The following is a 15,415-nucleotide window of genomic DNA, read 5'->3' on the forward strand; positions in this document are numbered from 1 at the left end:
TGCCTGACTGTGTAGTTTTGCTTCATGGAGGTGCGTCGTCTGGCCCTGTTGCGCGAGCTCGCTCGCCGGTCGACGGTCACGGAGGTGGCGCGGGCGGTGAGCCTGACACCCACAGCGGTGTCCCAACAGCTCAAACTGCTCGAGCGGGAGGCCGGCGTTCCCCTCCTGCGCCGCGTCGGGCGTCGCCTCGAGCTCACCGCCGCCGGCCGGGTGCTCGTCAACGCATCGACCGACCTCGAGGTGTCGCTCGCCCGACTGCACGGCCAGTGGGACGCCTACCGCGGCGAGCTGCGCGGCACGGTTCGGCTCGCGGTCTTCCCGACCGCCGCGCAGCTGCTCCTGCCCGGGACCGTCCGACAGCTGCAGGCGTGGCCCGATGTGGTCCTCGACATCGTTGAGACGGATGTGCACGGCGACCGCTACCCCGGCCTGGTCGACGACGTCGACCTCGTCGTCGGACACCACGCGACCGAGCTGGCGGAGCCGGCGGTCGGTCCGGGCCCACCCCGTGCGACGAGTCGGCGGCCGCGGACCTGGGAGGGACTGGCCGTGACGGAACTCGTCGTCGAGCCCCTCGACGTCGCCGTCTCCCCGGCCCATCGGTTGAGCGCCCGGGCCTCGGTGCGGCTGGACGACGTGCGGCGTGAGAGGTGGGTCAGCGTCCCGGCGGGCTGGCCCTTCGACGACGCCCTGCAGCGGTGGTTCGCCGGAGGGGACGGCGAGCCCGTCGTCGCGCACCGGTTCACCGACCTGCGCCTCCAGGAGGCCTTCGTCGCCGCAGACCTCGGGATCGCGCTGCTCCCCCGCTTCGCCGCCGACGACCGGGACGGGCAGCGCCTCGTGCTGCTGCCCACCCAGGATCTGGCCCTGGGTCGGCGGGTGGCCGTCCTGTCCCGGCGCGACCACGCCGAGCGCGCCGTGACGGTCCTGGTGCGCGACGCCCTGGTGGCCGAGGCGCGCTCGCTCACCTCCGCCAGGGAGACCGCGCCCGCTGGACCCTGATGACCGCCTCGACCAGGAGGGTCTGCCCGGTGAGGTAGGTCAGCATGACCCAGAAACCGTGGGCCGGCAGCGCTGTTTCCGCGAAGGACCGCAGGGCGATGAGGGCGTCGGACAGGACGAAGAGCGCACCTCCGAGGCCCGCGACCCAGCCGAGTCCGGTGGCGAGCACCGCCATCGTCCCGAGCGCCAGGGCGTAGCAGACCAGGGGCACGAGGAGGGAACCCGCCCGAGCGTGACTGGCCGCCACCACGCGAGCCAGCCCAGCGGCATACGGCAGCAGGAGGATCGGCCGCCGACGGACGATGCTGGCCCGCCACCACGGGAGGAACGCGAGCGCGTAGGTCAGCTGGGCGAGGAGGAAGCCTCCGAGCATGAGGAGGAAGGCGGCGTCCCCTGAAGCGAGCCGCGGAAGCGTGTCGCCCAGCCAGGAGAACCCCAGCGCCACGAGGGTGAGGCGGACCAGGCGCGGACGCGTCGACCGCACCGCGCTGACGAGCAGCCCAGCGAGGGCCGGCATGAGCAGCACCTGCGTGACCGCCGCAACGACGCTGTCCGGTTCGACCAGCTGCGCCCCGAGGTGGATGCCACTGACCACGAGGAGGGCGGCGGCGGCTGGACGCATGGCCGGAGCCTAGTGCGACGGCGCCAGGCCTTGTCCGACGCAGCGTCCCTGTGCCACGGTGCACGAGGAAGGCCGATCCACGTCGCCGCTCTGAGTTGAGCCAACCACCCGAGGAGTCCCATGTCGTCCTTGGACCCGGACACGAGGCGGGGCTCCAGTCGGGGCGTGATCGTCACCGCGGCGGGACCCACCATGCGCTCGGTGCTCCACGACCAGGCCCTGCCGACCTTCCACCGGTTCGCCGCCCGCTGGGGCTACGACGTCCGCCCCGAGGACCTGGGCCGCGACGGGTCCGGCGCCGACGACCCCGCACAGGGCGCGAAGTTCACCAAGCTCGCCATCCTCCGCGCGGCTCTCACCGACTACCCGCTCGCCCTCTGGCTCGATGCCGACGTGCTCGTGGTCCGCTTCGACGAGGACGTCGCGGACCACCTGCACCCCGACCACTTCCAGGCCCTGGGCCTGGAGCAGGTCCCCTTCGAGCACCGGGTCAACCCCAACACCGGCGTCTGGGTCATGCGGTCCTGCCCGGAGGCCTTCCACTTCCTCGCTGCCGTGGAGGAGGCCGGACCGCAACCCGGCCCTTGGGCGGACCAGGGCGCCGTGCTCGCGGCCCTGGGGTGGCGCCGGGGCGACGAGGAGTACCACTGGGCCGGCCCGGGTGCGGGTTCGCCGTTCCTCGAGCACACCAGCTGGCTGCCGCCGGGGTGGAACCAGCCGCACGTGGACGGCCGTGACGAAGCGAGCTGCTACAACTCGCCCGCCGAGTCGTACGCCACCCGCCCGACGGTGCCCCGGCCCCACGCCGTCCACTTCATGGGCCTGACGCCCGAGGCCCGGGCCTCGGAGATGGCTCGTCTCGCCGCAGCCGCCCTCGGCGAGTGACCCCTGGTTCCGAGTGACCCCTGGTTCCGAGTGACCCTCTGGTTCGAGGTATGCATCGACTCCTGGTGGTCGATCCATACCTCGAACCAGAGGTGTCAGCACTCGATGACGTTGACGGCCAAGCCGCCTCGCGCGGTCTCCTTGTACTTGACCTTCATGTCCGCCCCGGTCTCGCGCATGGTCTTGACCACCTGGTCGAGGGACACGACGTGCGACCCGTCCCCGCGCACTGCCGTGCGGGCCGCGGTGATCGCCTTGACCGAGGCGATGGCGTTCCGCTCGATGCACGGGATCTGCACCAGACCGCCCACCGGGTCACACGTCAGACCGAGGTTGTGCTCCATCCCGATCTCCGCCGCGTTCTCCACCTGCTCCGGCGTCCCGCCCATGACCGCCGCCATCGCGCCGGCCGCCATCGAGCACGCCGAACCCACCTCGCCCTGGCACCCGACCTCGGCCCCGGAGATCGACGCCGTCTCCTTGTAGATGACCCCGATAGCGCCCGCCGTCAGCAGGAACCGGACGATCCCGTCCTCGTCCGCACCGGGCACGAAGTCCGCGTAGTAGTGCAACACCGCCGGGATGATGCCCGCCGCTCCGTTCGTCGGCGCCGTGACGACCCGCCCCCCGGACGCGTTCTCCTCGTTGACGGCCAACGCATAGAGCGTGACCCAGTCCATCCCCCGCAACGGGTCGACGCTGCCGCTCTCGAGCTTCAGCTTCTGGGCCAGCTCCGGGGCGCGGCGACGCACCCGCAGTCCCCCCGGGAGGATCCCCTCCGTCGAGATCCCGTTGCCGATGCACTCCTTCATGACCGCCCAGATCTTCAGCAGTCCGGCGCGGACCTCTTCCTCGGTGCGCCAGGACAGCTCGTTCTCGAGCATGATCCGCGCGATCGACTTGCCCGTCTGGCGGCAGTGCGCCAACAGCTCGTCCCCGGTCCGGAACGGGTGGGCGACCTCGGTCGTGTCCGCCACGACCCGGGTCTCCCCGTCGGCCCCCTCACCGATGACGAAGCCGCCGCCCACCGAGTAGTAGGTGTGCTCGGACACGACCTCGCCGAGCGCGTCGTAGGCCGTGAACGTCATGCCGTTCGGGTGCAGGGGCAGCGTCTTGCGACGGTGCAGGACGAGGTCGGTGTCCTCGTCGAACTTGATCTCGTGATGCCCGAGGAGCGAGACCCGCTGGTCCCGGCGGATCTGCTCGAGCCGGCCGGTCACGCTCCGCGGATCGCACAGCTCCGGCCGTTCGCCGGAGAGGCCCAGGAGCACGGCCTTGTCCGACCCGTGCCCGTGCCCGGTCGCACCGAGCGAGCCGAACAGCTGGGCGACGACCCGGGCGGTCCGCGGGAGGACGCTGTCGTCCCTCAGGCGTTCGGCGAACATCACCGCCGCGCGCATCGGGCCCACCGTGTGGGAGCTCGACGGGCCGATCCCGATCGAGAAGAGGTCGAAAACGCTGAGCGCCATGTCAGGCTCCTTGTGCGTGCTGGCGACGGGCAGTGGCCTGGGCGTAGAGACGGCCGGCGCGGTAGGAGGACCGAACGAGCGGTCCGCTCATGACGCCGAGGAAACCGAGCTCCCGCGCGACGACGGCGAGCTCGTCGAACTCGGCCGGCTCGACCCACCGGCTCACCGGGTGGAGCAGGGCCGAGGGACGGAGGTACTGGGTGATGGTGACGAGGTCGCACCCGGCGCCGCGCAGGTCGGTGAGCGCGGCCACGACCTCCTCCGGCTCCTCCCCCATGCCGAGGATGAGGTTCGACTTCGTGACGGCCCCGGCCCCTGCGGCGTACGCGATGACCTCGAGGCTGCGCTCGTAGCGGAAGCCCGGCCGGATGCGCCGGAAGATCCGTGGGACGGTCTCGATGTTGTGGGCGAAGACCTCCGGACCCGAGGCGAGCACGACGTCGATGAGCTCGGTCCGCCCGCTGAAGTCGGGCACGAGCAGCTCGACGCCCACCCCCGGGGTGCGCTCGTGGATCTCGCGAACCGTCTCGGCCCAGAGCCAGGCTCCCTCGTCCTCGAGGTCGTCTCGGGTCACCCCGGTGACGGTGGCGTAGCGCAGCCCCATCTGCGCCACGGACTCAGCCACCCGACGAGGCTCGTCACGGTCGAGCGGCTGGGGCTTGCCCGTCGCGATCTGGCAGAAGTCGCACCGCCTGGTGCACTGGTCTCCGCCGATGAGGAAGGTGGCCTCCCGGTCCTCCCAGCACTCGAAGATGTTGGGGCACCGAGCCTCCTGGCACACCGTGTGCAGTCCGGCGCGTTCGACGAGTCCGGCGACCTCGGCGTAGCCGGGACCAGTGCGCAGCTGCTGGCGCATCCAGGCCGGCTTGCGCTCGAGGGAGGTGGCCGCGTTGGCCACCTCCAGTCGGAGCAGCCGCCGGCCGTCGGGCACGGTGCCGGTGCTCATGACGACAGCTCTGGCACCGCGGGGTAGAGCGGGTGCTTCGTCGCGAGCGCCTCGACCCGCCCGCGCAGGTGACCTGCGGTCTCGTCCGTCAGGTCACCCTGCAGGGCCTCGGCGATGACGTCGGCGACCTCGGTGAACTCGGTCGCGCCGAAGCCACGGGTGGCCAGGGCCGGGGTCCCGATCCGCAGTCCGGAGGTGACCATCGGGGGGCGCGGGTCGTTGGGGACCGCGTTGCGGTTCACGGTGATCCCGATCCGGTGCAGCCGGTCCTCGGCCTGCTTGCCGTCGAGCTGCGAGTCCACGAGGTCGACGAGGACGAGGTGGACGTCCGTGCCCCCGCTGAGGACCTTGATCCCCGCGGCGCGGGTGTCGTCGGCGGAAAGACGGTCGGCGAGGATCTTCGCGCCCTCGAGGGTCCGGCGCTGCCGGTCCTGGAACTCCGCGCTGCCGGCCACGAGGAACGACACGGCCTTGGCGGCGATGACGTGCTCGAGCGGACCGCCCTGGAGGCCGGGGAAGACGGCCGAGTTGATCTTCTTGGCGATGTCGGCGTCGTCGGTGAGGATGATCCCCCCGCGCGGGCCGCCGAGCGTCTTGTGCGTGGTCGACGTCGTCACGTGGGCGTGCGGCACCGGGTTGGGGTGGAGGCCGGCCGCCACGAGCCCGGCGAAGTGGGCCATGTCGACGAAGAGGTAGGCGCCCACCTCGTCGGCGATCGCGCGGAACTCGGCGAAGTCGAGCACCCGGGGGTAGGCCGACCAGCCGGCGATGATCATCTTCGGCTTGCGCTCCTGCGCGAGCCGCCGGACCTCGGCCATGTCGACCCGGCCGTCGTCGTCGACGTGGTACGGCACGACGTCGAAGGTCTTGCCGGAGTAGTTGATCCGCATCCCGTGCGTGAGGTGACCACCGTGCGCGAGGTCCAGACCGAGGATCGTGTCGCCGTGCTGGAGCAGCGCGAAGAACACCGCCGTGTTGGCCTGGGCGCCGGAGTGCGGCTGGACGTTGGCGAAGCCGGCGCCGAAGAGGGCCTTGACCCGATCGATGGCGAGCTGCTCGACGACGTCGACGTGCTCACAGCCGCCGTAGTAGCGGCGCCCAGGGTAGCCCTCGGCGTACTTGTTCGTCGCGACCGAGCCCTGGGCCTCCATGACGGCGAGGGGGGCGAAGTTCTCCGACGCGATCATCTCGAGCGTCGACTCCTGGCGCCGGAGCTCGGCGTCGAGGGCGGCGGCCACGTCGGGGTCCACCTGGGCGAGGTGCTGGTTGAGGAGGTTCATGGCGGGGCTCCTCACGCGCTCTCGACGACAGCGCGGTAGGCCTCCGCGTCGAGCAGGTCGCCGAGACCGTCCTCGACGCGGAGACGGAAGAGCCAGCCGCCCTCGAAGGACGCCGCGTTGACGAGGCTCGGGTCGTCCACGACCGCGGCGTTCACCTCGGTGACCTCGCCGGTCAGGGGTGCGTAGAGGTCGCTCACCGACTTCGTCGACTCGACCTCGCCGCAGGTCTCGCCGGACGTGATGGTCGAGCCGGCCTCGGGGAGGTCGACGTAGACGACGTCGCCGAGCGCCTCGGCGGCGAACTGGGTGATGCCGACGGTGGCGACGTCACCGTCGATCCGGACCCACTCGTGGTCCTTGGTGTACTTGAGGTCTGCGGGGATGGTGCTCATGGGAGTCTCCTGGGAAGTCTGTGGGGTGGGGCGAGCGAGCGCAGCGGGTGCTGGTCGCTCAGCGGGGCCGGCTGTAGAAGGGCAGGGCGACGACCTCGGCGGGCACGTGGGTGCCGCGGACGTCGACGTCGAGCCGGGTGCCGGGCTGGGCGAGCGCCTGGTCGACGTAGGCCATGGCGATCGGGTGGCCCAGCGTCGGCGACGGGGCGCCGCTGGTCACCTCGCCGACGGTCTCGCCGGAGGCCGGGTCGATGACGGCGTAGCCGTGGCGGGGTGCGCGGCGGCCCTCCGGCCGCAGACCGACCCGCACGCGCTGGATCGGCTGCTCGGAGACGGCGGCGAGCGCGTCCCGCCCGACGAAACCATCCGGCTTGTCGAGCTTGACGACGCGCCCTAGCCCAGCGGCATACGGTGTCGTCGTCGTGCTCAGCTCGTTGCCGTAGAGCGGCATCGCGGCCTCGAGCCGGAGCGAGTCGCGGCACGCGAGACCGGCGGGGATGAGCCCGCGGTCGGCGCCGGCGGCCGACAGCGCCTCCCAGATGGCCGGGGCGTCGGCCGGGTCGGAGAAGATCTCGAAGCCGTCCTCGCCGGTGTAGCCGGTGCGCGCGAGGCGGGCCGGGCGGTCGGCGACGCTGGTCTCGAGGATCGCGTAGTACTTGAGGCCGGCCAGGTCGGCGTCGGTCAGCTCGGCGAGGATCGCGGACGCCTGCGGGCCCTGGATCGCGACGAGCGCCCAGTCGTCGCGGCGGTCCTGCACCTCGGCGTCGAAGCCGGCGGCGCGCTCCTGCAGCGCACCGAGAACCGTCTCGGCGTTGGATGCGTTGGCGACGACCATGTACCGGTCCTCCTCGAGCCGGTAGACGATGAGGTCGTCGAGGATGCCGCCGTCCTCCTGGCAGATCATCGTGTACTTGGCCTTCGTCACGGCGACGGCGCTGATGTCGCCGACGAGCGCGTGGTCGAGCAGCGCGGCGGCCTGCGGGCCGACGACCTCGATCTCGCCCATGTGGGACAGGTCGAAGAGTCCGGCGGCGTTGCGGACGGCGTGGTGCTCGGCGAGCTCGCTGCCGTAGCGCAGCGGCATCCGCCAGCCGGCGAAGTCGGTGAAGGAGGCACCGAGGGATTCGTGGATGCCGCTGAGCGCGGTCTGTCGGGTCATGCTTGCCTGCTCTCGGGTCGGGTTCACGGTCAGTTCTCGAACGCCTCGGGCGGAGGGCACGAGCAGACGAGGTTGCGGTCGCCGTGACTCTGGTCGATGCGCCCGACCGGCGGCCAGTACTTCGTGTCGGTGAGGCCCGCGGGGTAGACGCCCTCCTCGCGGGAGTAGGCGCGGTCCCAGTCGCCGACGAGCGAGCGGGCCGTGTGGGGGGCGTGCCGGAGGGGGCTGTCGGCCGTGGTGACCGTGCCCTCGATGACGGCGTCGATCTCGGCGCGGATCGCGATCATCGCGTCGATGAAACGGTCGATCTCGCCGAGGTCCTCCGACTCGGTCGGCTCCACCATGAGGGTGCCGGCGACGGGGAAGCTCATCGTCGGGGCGTGGAAGCCGTAGTCGATGAGCCGCTTGGCGACGTCGTCCACGGTGACGCCGGACTCCTTCGTCAGCGGCCGGAGGTCGAGGATGCACTCGTGGGCGACGAGGCCGCCCTCGCCGGTGTAGAGCGTCGGGTAGTGCGGGGCGAGGCGGGCGGCGACGTAGTTGGCCGCGAGGACCGCGACCTTCGTCGCCTGGGTCAGCCCCTCGGCGCCCATGAGCCGGACGTAGGCCCAGCTGATCGGCAGGATGCTCGCCGAGCCGAAGGGTGCCGCGCTCACCGGACCGACGCCGTCACGCCGGGCCGGGTCCGGGTGGAACGGGTGCGACGGGAGGAACGGCACGAGGTGCTCCGCCACGGCGACCGGGCCGACACCGGGACCGCCGCCGCCGTGCGGGATGCAGAAGGTCTTGTGCAGGTTGAGGTGGGAGACGTCGCCCCCGAAGGCGCCCGGAGCCGCGAGCCCGAGGAGCGCGTTGAGGTTGGCGCCGTCGACGTACACCTGCCCGCCGTGCGCGTGGACGACCTGGCACAGCTCGGTGATGCCCTCCTCGTAGACGCCGTGCGTCGAGGGGTAGGTCACCATGATCGCCGCGAGCCGGTCGGAGTGCTCCTCGCACGTGGTCCGGAGGTGGTCGAGGTCGACGGTCCCGTCGGGAGCGGTCTTGACGACGACGACGCGCATGCCGGCCATCACCGCGGACGCGGCGTTCGTGCCGTGGGCGCTCGCCGGGATGAGGCAGACGTCGCGCTGCCCCTCGCTGCGGGACCGGTGGTAGCCGCGGATCGCGAGGAGCCCCGCGAGCTCGCCCTGGCTGCCGGCGTTCGGCTGGATCGACACCTTCGCGTAGCCGGTCACCTCCGCGAGCCACGTCTCGAGCTCGTCGACGAGCCGGGTGTAGCCGGCAGCCGCGGAAGCGGGCACGAAGGGGTGCAGCGCCGCGAAGCCCGGAAGGCTGATCGGCTCCATCTCGGTCGTGGCGTTGAGCTTCATCGTGCACGAGCCGAGCGGGATCATCCCGCGGTCGAGCGCATAGTCCTTGTCCGAGAGCGAGCGCAGGTACCGGAGCATCTGCGTCTCGGAGTGGTGCGCGGAGAAGACGGGGTGGGTCAGGTAGCCCGACGTGCGGACGAGGCCCCCGGGGAGGCGGTCCGTGGCGGCCGGCTCGAGGGGGGCGCTGTCGGGTGCGCCGTCGGCGGCGGCGGAGGTTCCGGAGGTTCCGGCGCCGAAGGCCGCGAGGACCGCTGCGAGGTGCCGCCCGGTCGTCGTCTCCGAGCAGGAGATCCCGACGTGGTCGGCGTCCACCTCGCGCAGGTGGACCCCTCGTGCAGCGGCAGCGGCGACGATCTCGGCCGCCCGGCCCGGGACCTTGGTCAGCACGGTGTCGAAGTAGTCGTCGTGGACGACCTCGACCCCGGCGCCGCGGAGCGCGTCGCCGAGGGCCACCGCCTGACGGTGCACCCCGGAGGCGATCGCACGCAGGCCCTCGGGGCCGTGGTAGACGGCGTACATCGAGGCGACGACGGCGAGCAGGACCTGCGCGGTGCAGATGTTCGACGTCGCCTTGTCCCGGCGGATGTGCTGCTCGCGGGTCTGGAGCGCGAGCCGGTACGCCGGGCGGCCGGCGGAGTCGACGCTCACGCCGACGAGGCGGCCGGGGATGGAGCGCTCGAGTCCGTCCCGAACCGCCATGTAGCCGGCGTGCGGGCCGCCGTAGCCCATCGGGACGCCGAACCGCTGGGTCGAGCCGACCGCGATGTCGGCGCCCCAGTCGCCGGGCGCGGCGAGGAGGGTGAGGGCGAGCAGGTCCGCGGACACGGCGACGAGAGCACCGCGCTCGTGGGCCGCGGCCGTGAGAGCGGCGTGGTCCCGAACCACCCCGGAGGCGCCGGGATACTGGACGACGACGCCGAAGAAGTCCTCCTCGGGCAGCCCGTCGGCGAGGTCGGCGACGTGGACCTCGACACCGATCGCCGCACACCGGGTCCGCAGCACCGCGATGCTCTGGGGGAAGAGGTCGGCGTCGACGACGATCCGCTCGGCCTTGACCTTGCTCGTGCGACGCATGACCGTCATGGCCTCGGCGACAGCGGTCCCCTCATCGAGGAGGGAGGCGTTCGACGTCGTCAGCCCTGTGAGATCCGCCACCATGGTCTGGAAGTTGATCAGGGCCTCCAGGCGGCCCTGGCTGATCTCCGGCTGGTACGGCGTGTAGGCGGTGTACCAGGCCGGGCTCTCGACGACGTTGCGCCGGATCACGGCCGGCGTGACGGTGCCGTAGTAGCCCAGGCCGAGCATCGCCTCGGCCGAGTCGTTCTCCTCCGAGATGGCGCGCAGCTCGGCCTGCACCTCCGCCTCGGACAGGGGTTGTGGGAGGGAGAGCGCCGCGGGGTTGCGCACCCCCTTGGGGACGGCCCGGTCGACGAGCGACTCGAGCGACTCGTAGCCGAGCTCGGCCAGCATCTTGGCCTGGTCATCGGCCGAGAAGCCGATGTGCCGCGAGTGGAAATCCACTGAGGTGGAACCAGACTGCGGCAGAGCCGGCAGCTGGGAGGCGGCGGGGGTGTGCGACAGCGGAGAATGGTGCGTCATTGCGGGAGGCTCCCTGGTCGGTGCGCGCGTCAGAGCGCGACTGGATGGTCACCTCCCCGCTCTGTCATTGGACCTGAGAGCTTCACCGGCCTCTCAGCCGGCTTGCACCGTGGGTGCAGGACGCGGTCCTGCTTTCCAGAGTTCGCCTCATCGCAACGGTCATGGGGGCCTGAGAGATTCTGGGGAGAAGTTGCTCCTTCGGCGCCGCGACTGGCTGGTCGCGAACTCTCCCGCTGCGATTCGAATGGCGGATATGGAGTTTGTCGCGATCACGGTAGGTGCCGCGGGGCTCCCCGTCAATGCGTGACCACCTGATGGTGAACAGCGGTTCAGCAAGACATCCGACATCTGGACCGGGGGCTTGTGCCGTCCCGACGTCAGGTCTACCGTCCGGCGCACCATCTAATTGAAAATGCCATCGAGCTGTGGCGGGAGAGTCCCGTCGTCCTCAACGAGGACGTTCGGGCGCCGAAGGAGCAAGTCCTCCCCTGGAATCTCTCAGGCCCCCGTACCGCCACCGGCTGGGCAACTCTGGAAAGCTGCCGGGCGCCACGCCCGGACACCGACGGTGCAAGCGGATGACTCCGCGAATCTCTCAGGTCCGAACACAGAGCGGGGAGGGACCACTCATCCCCTGCCGGAACGGACCGGACCATGCCTCAACTCAGCAACGGCGCTGACACCCTGATCGCGCCTCCCCCCGCACCTCCGACCCCCGAGGCTCGGGCGGCCGAGGCGACCAGCGCGGAGAGCCCGCACCTGGCGCGCTCCCTGTCGAACCGCCACATCCAGCTCATCGCCATCGGCGGCGCCATCGGCACGGGGCTCTTCATGGGCTCCGGCAAGACGATCTCGCTCGCCGGCCCGTCGGTGATCTTCGTCTACATGATCATCGGCTTCATGCTCTTCTTCGTCATGCGGGCGATGGGTGAGCTGCTCCTCTCCAACCTCAACTACAAGTCGTTCACCGACTTCGCCGCGGACCTCCTCGGGCCGTGGGCCGGCTTCTTCACCGGCTGGACCTACTGGTTCTGCTGGATCGTCACCGGGATCGCCGACATCGTCGCGATCGCCGGCTACGTGCGGTACTGGTGGGCGGACCTGCCGCTCTGGATCCCGGCGGTCTCCGCGATCGTCCTGCTGCTCAGCCTCAACCTGCCGACGGTCAAGGCGTTCGGCGAGACCGAGTTCTGGTTCGCGCTCGTGAAGATCGTCGCGATCGTGACGCTCATCGTCGTCGGCATCGTCATGGTGTTCAACTCGTTCACCGCGCCGAACGGAGCCGAGGCCTCGTTCACCAACCTGTGGAACGACGGCGGGATGTTCCCCACCGGTGTCATGGGCTTCGTCGCGGGCTTCCAGATCGCGGTCTTCGCGTTCGTCGGTCTCGAGCTCGTCGGCACCACGGCCGCCGAGACGAAGAGCCCGGAGCGGACGCTGCCGAAGGCGATCAACTCGATCCCGATCCGGATCATGCTCTTCTACGTCGGAGCGCTCGTCGTCATCATGGCGGTCACCCCGTGGCGTGAGATCGTGGCCGACAAGTCCCCCTTCGTGGGCATGTTCAGCCTGGCCGGCCTCGGGATCGCCGCCTCCCTCATCAACTTCGTCGTGCTGACGTCGGCCGCGTCCTCGGCCAACTCGGGGATGTACTCGACGTCGCGGATGATCTACGGGCTGGCCCTCGAGGGCGATGCCCCGTCCCGGCTCCGCCGGCTCACCAAGCGCAAGGTGCCCGCGAGCGCCCTGTTCTTCTCCTGCGTCTTCCTCCTCGGCGGCGTCGCGCTGCTCTACGCCGGCACGTCGATCATGGAGGCGTTCACCGTCGTCACGACGATCTCGGCGCTGCTCTTCATGTTCGTCTGGTCGATGATCCTCATCTCCTATCTGGCCTACCGGCGCAAGCACCCGGAGCGGCATGCCCGTTCCGCCTTCAAGCTGCCCGGCGGGGTCGTCATGGTCTGGGTCGTGTTCGGCTTCTTCGGCTTCCTCCTGTGGGCGCTCACCCAGCAGGCCGACACGCTGCGCGCCCTGCTCGTGACGCCCGTCTGGTTCGTCGTCCTCGGGGTGGCCTGGGCGATCGTCCGGCGCCGCCCGCACCACGTGGCCCGCTACGAGGCGTTCCGCCGGGCCTTGCAGGAGCCGAGCGAGACCTCCTCCACCGTCGTCTAGACCCATCCGGCCGTATGCCGCTGAGCTCGCCCCCCGCCCACCGCACCTCGGGCGCGGGGCGAGCTCAGCGGCATACCCCTTGCTGGTGCCGTGGGAACGAGCGGTCCTCGACCAGGTCAGCCGAATACCAGACCGGCGCTTGACCTTGACGCAGCGTCAGGGTTGCACGCTGCTGACATGACCACCACACCAGCCATCACGATCACGGGGCTCACGAAGTCCTACGGCGACACCGCCGTGCTCCGAGGCGTCGACCTCAGCGTCCCTGCCGGCTCCATCGTCGCCCTGCTCGGCTCCAACGGTGCCGGGAAGACGACGACCGTGCGGATCCTGTCCACGCTCCTCAAGGCGGACGGTGGAGCCTGCTCCGTCAACGGCCACGACGTCGCCACCGCGCCCGCCGAGGTGCGCGCGTCGATCAGCCTCACCGGGCAGTTCGCCGCCGTCGACGAGATCCTCACCGGGCGGGAGAACCTCGTCCTCATCGCCGAGCTGCGCCGGCTCTCGGACCCACGCGGCATCGCGGACGACCTGCTGGCGCGGTTCGGGCTGACCGACGCGGCCGCGCGCCGGGTGGCGACCTACTCCGGTGGGATGCGTCGTCGGCTCGACATCGCGATGAGCCTCATCGGCCATCCGCCGGTGCTCTTCCTCGACGAGCCGACGAGCGGCCTCGACCCCCAGTCCCGGCTCGAGGTGTGGGACACCGCGCGTCAGCTCGCCGGGCAGGGCACCACCGTGCTGCTCACGACCCAGTACCTCGACGAGGCCGAGAACCTCGCCGACCGGATCGCCATCCTCCACGAGGGCCGCATCATCGCGGACGGCACCCTCGCCGAGCTCAGACAGCTGCTTCCGCCAGCCACGGTGGAGTACGTCGAGAAGAAACCCACCCTCGAGGACGTCTTCCTCGCCATCGTCGGCCACGACCACCCCGTCAGAAAGGGAGCCGAGTCATGACCAGCGCCACGACCGTCCTGCTCAAGCGGTCGCTCCGGCACATCCTCCGCAGCCCGGACACCATCGTCACCACCGCCATCACCCCGATCGCCATGCTCCTGCTCTTCGTCTACGTCTTCGGGGGCGCGATCGACGTCGGCGGCGGCAGCTACGTCGACTACCTGCTGCCCGGGATCCTGCTCATCACGGTCGCCTCCGGCATCGCCTACACCGCGTTCCGGCTCTTCACCGACGTCTCCACCGGGATCGTCGAGCGGTTCCAGGCGATGCCGATCCCCCGGTCGGCGCTGCTCTGGGCCCACGTGCTCACCTCGGTCGTGGCCAACCTCGTCTCGCTCGCGCTCGTCGTGCTGGTGGCCCTGGCCATGGGCTTCCGGTCCGGGGCCGGCGTCCTCGCCTGGCTGGGCGTCGTCGGGATCCTCGTGCTCTTCACGCTGGCCCTGACCTGGCTGGCCGTCGTCCCCGGGCTCACCGCGAAGTCGGTCGATGGCGTGAGCGGCTTCTCCTACCCGCTGATCTTCCTGCCGTTCATCAGCTCCGCCTTCGTGCCCACCTCTGGAATGCCGGGTCCGGTGCAGTGGTTCGCGGAGCACCAGCCGGTCACCCCGATCGTCGACACCATCCGCAGCCTGTACGCCGAGCAACCCGTCGACGACGGGTGGACCGCCGTCGGGTGGTGCGTCGCCCTCACGGTCGTCGCCTACGCCCTCGCGGTGCGCACCTACCGGCGCAGGATCGGCTGACGGGGCCCAGCGACCAACCGGGAGAATGGGGCCATGCTGACGATCAGCCAGCTCGCGTCGTATGCAGGTGTGACCGTGCGAGCCGTCCGGCACTACCACGCCAAGGGGTTGCTCCCCGAGCCGGTTCGTGACCACTCCGGCTACCGTCGCTACGACGCCGCTGCCGTGGTGGAGCTCGTCAAGATCCGCACCCTGGCCGATGCCGGCGTGCCGCTCTCCCGGATTCACCAGCTGCTCGTGGCGGACGAGGACGAGTTCGCGGCGGCGGTCGAGGAGATCGACCGCCGCCTCCGCGCCGAGATCAGGGAACGGCAGGTCCATCGCGAGCGCATCGCCCGGCTCACCGCCGGTGACAGCCTGGCGCTGCCTCCGGAGGCGGTGGCCTACCTCGACCGGATGCGCGAGCTCGGCTTCCGGCAGCGACTGATCGAGATCGAGCGCGACAGCTGGATCCTCATCGCCGCCCAGATGCCCGACGCCGTGCCCGCCCTCATGGCCATCAAGCACACCCAGATCGAGCACGAGGTGATGCGCGGGCTCTATCTCGACCTCGGCGAGCTCGTCGACGTCGGGCCGGATGACCCACGGCTGCCGGAGCTCGCCGATCGGGTGGCGGCCTTCATCGAGGTAGCCGCGGCCGAGGCGGTGGGGGTCGAAGAGGAACACCCCGTCGGCGACGACCTGGTGGCGCTGCTCGACGGGGCGTTCCTCGACTCCTTCCCCTGCGCGCCCCGCCTGCTCGAGCTGCTCGAGGAGCGCGGCTGGACCGGCTGGACCAACATCAGGCGCACTGGGGCTGCGCCCTGAAGGCGGGCT

13 protein-coding genes and 3 riboswitches are annotated in these 15,415 nt (G+C 70.8%); of the genes, 6 read left to right on the top strand and 7 right to left on the bottom strand.

Annotated features, from left to right (window positions below; all coding sequences use genetic code 11):
• Window positions 1-24: 24 nt before the first annotated feature.
• Entirely contained in the window at window positions 25-1,002 is a 978-nt protein-coding gene (locus INTCA_RS18045; protein WP_013494367.1) for a LysR family transcriptional regulator, read from the top strand.
• Here the strand turns inward: INTCA_RS18045 and INTCA_RS18050 are convergent.
• Window positions 965-1,624 carry a lysoplasmalogenase family protein gene (locus tag INTCA_RS18050; RefSeq protein WP_013494368.1) on the bottom strand — a complete coding sequence of 220 codons (660 nt, stop codon included), beginning with the start codon at window positions 1,622-1,624 and terminating at the stop codon, window positions 965-967. The two genes, INTCA_RS18045 and INTCA_RS18050, sit on opposite strands and share 38 nt — an antisense overlap.
• A 165-nt stretch (window positions 1,625-1,789) precedes the next feature.
• Here INTCA_RS18050 and INTCA_RS18055 point away from each other — a divergent pair, with 165 nt between their 5' ends.
• Window positions 1,790-2,509 carry a hypothetical protein gene (locus INTCA_RS18055; RefSeq protein ID WP_148236675.1) on the top strand — a complete coding sequence of 240 codons (720 nt, stop codon included), beginning with the start codon at window positions 1,790-1,792 and terminating at the stop codon, window positions 2,507-2,509.
• 95 nt (window positions 2,510-2,604) lie between these two features.
• Here the strand turns inward: INTCA_RS18055 and INTCA_RS18060 are convergent, their stop codons facing one another.
• The 6 genes from INTCA_RS18060 to gcvP are packed head-to-tail and all read right to left on the bottom strand — an operon-like array spanning window position 2,605 to window position 10,724.
• Window positions 2,605-3,978: an L-serine ammonia-lyase gene (locus tag INTCA_RS18060; RefSeq protein WP_013494370.1), complete on the bottom strand. Its 1,374-nt coding sequence runs from the start codon at window positions 3,976-3,978 to the stop codon at window positions 2,605-2,607.
• A 1-nt stretch (window position 3,979) separates the two neighbouring features.
• The gene (lipA, locus tag INTCA_RS18065) at window positions 3,980-4,924 is read right to left on the bottom strand and encodes a lipoyl synthase (RefSeq protein WP_013494371.1); all 945 of its coding nucleotides are present in this window, start codon (window positions 4,922-4,924) and stop codon (window positions 3,980-3,982) included.
• Window positions 4,921-6,204, bottom strand: a complete 1,284-nt coding sequence (gene glyA / locus INTCA_RS18070) for a serine hydroxymethyltransferase (RefSeq protein WP_013494372.1) — start codon at window positions 6,202-6,204, stop codon at window positions 4,921-4,923. The genes lipA and glyA overlap by 4 nt, the downstream gene beginning before the upstream one ends.
• An 11-nt stretch (window positions 6,205-6,215) precedes the next feature.
• The gene (gcvH, locus tag INTCA_RS18075; protein WP_013494373.1) at window positions 6,216-6,596 is read right to left on the bottom strand and encodes a glycine cleavage system protein GcvH; all 381 of its coding nucleotides are present in this window, start codon (window positions 6,594-6,596) and stop codon (window positions 6,216-6,218) included.
• A 58-nt stretch (window positions 6,597-6,654) separates the two neighbouring features.
• Entirely contained in the window at window positions 6,655-7,755 is a 1,101-nt protein-coding gene (gene gcvT, locus INTCA_RS18080; protein WP_013494374.1) for a glycine cleavage system aminomethyltransferase GcvT, read from the bottom strand.
• A 29-nt stretch (window positions 7,756-7,784) separates the two neighbouring features.
• A complete protein-coding gene (gene gcvP / locus INTCA_RS18085; RefSeq protein ID WP_013494375.1) occupies window positions 7,785-10,724 on the bottom strand; it encodes an aminomethyl-transferring glycine dehydrogenase in 2,940 nt (979 codons plus the stop codon).
• 51 nt (window positions 10,725-10,775) lie between these two features.
• Window positions 10,776-10,870, bottom strand: a riboswitch (glycine riboswitch).
• A riboswitch (glycine riboswitch) is annotated at window positions 10,871-10,967 on the bottom strand.
• 176 nt (window positions 10,968-11,143) lie between these two features.
• Window positions 11,144-11,248, top strand: a riboswitch (glycine riboswitch).
• Window positions 11,249-11,378: 130 nt separating this feature from the next.
• Here gcvP and cycA point away from each other — a divergent pair.
• The 4 genes from cycA to INTCA_RS18105 all read left to right on the top strand — a co-directional run bounded on the left by cycA (window position 11,379) and on the right by INTCA_RS18105 (window position 15,406).
• On the top strand, window positions 11,379-12,896 hold the full coding sequence (gene cycA, locus INTCA_RS18090) for a D-serine/D-alanine/glycine transporter (RefSeq protein ID WP_013494376.1): 1,518 nt from the start codon (window positions 11,379-11,381) through the stop codon (window positions 12,894-12,896).
• Window positions 12,897-13,073: 177 nt separating this feature from the next.
• Window positions 13,074-13,856 (top strand): ABC transporter ATP-binding protein, encoded by a 783-nt coding sequence (locus INTCA_RS18095; RefSeq protein WP_013494377.1) that lies wholly within the window; start codon window positions 13,074-13,076, stop codon window positions 13,854-13,856.
• Complete coding sequence (locus INTCA_RS18100) at window positions 13,853-14,599, top strand: ABC transporter permease (protein ID WP_013494378.1); 747 nt, start codon at window positions 13,853-13,855, stop codon at window positions 14,597-14,599. Before INTCA_RS18095 ends, INTCA_RS18100 begins: the two co-directional genes overlap by 4 nt.
• Before the next feature lie 33 nt (window positions 14,600-14,632).
• Window positions 14,633-15,406: a MerR family transcriptional regulator gene (locus INTCA_RS18105; RefSeq protein ID WP_013494379.1), complete on the top strand. Its 774-nt coding sequence runs from the start codon at window positions 14,633-14,635 to the stop codon at window positions 15,404-15,406.
• Window positions 15,407-15,415: the final 9 nt, after the last annotated feature.

The sequence above is a fragment of the Intrasporangium calvum DSM 43043 genome, from assembly GCF_000184685.1.
Classification (GTDB): domain Bacteria; phylum Actinomycetota; class Actinomycetes; order Actinomycetales; family Dermatophilaceae; genus Intrasporangium; species Intrasporangium calvum.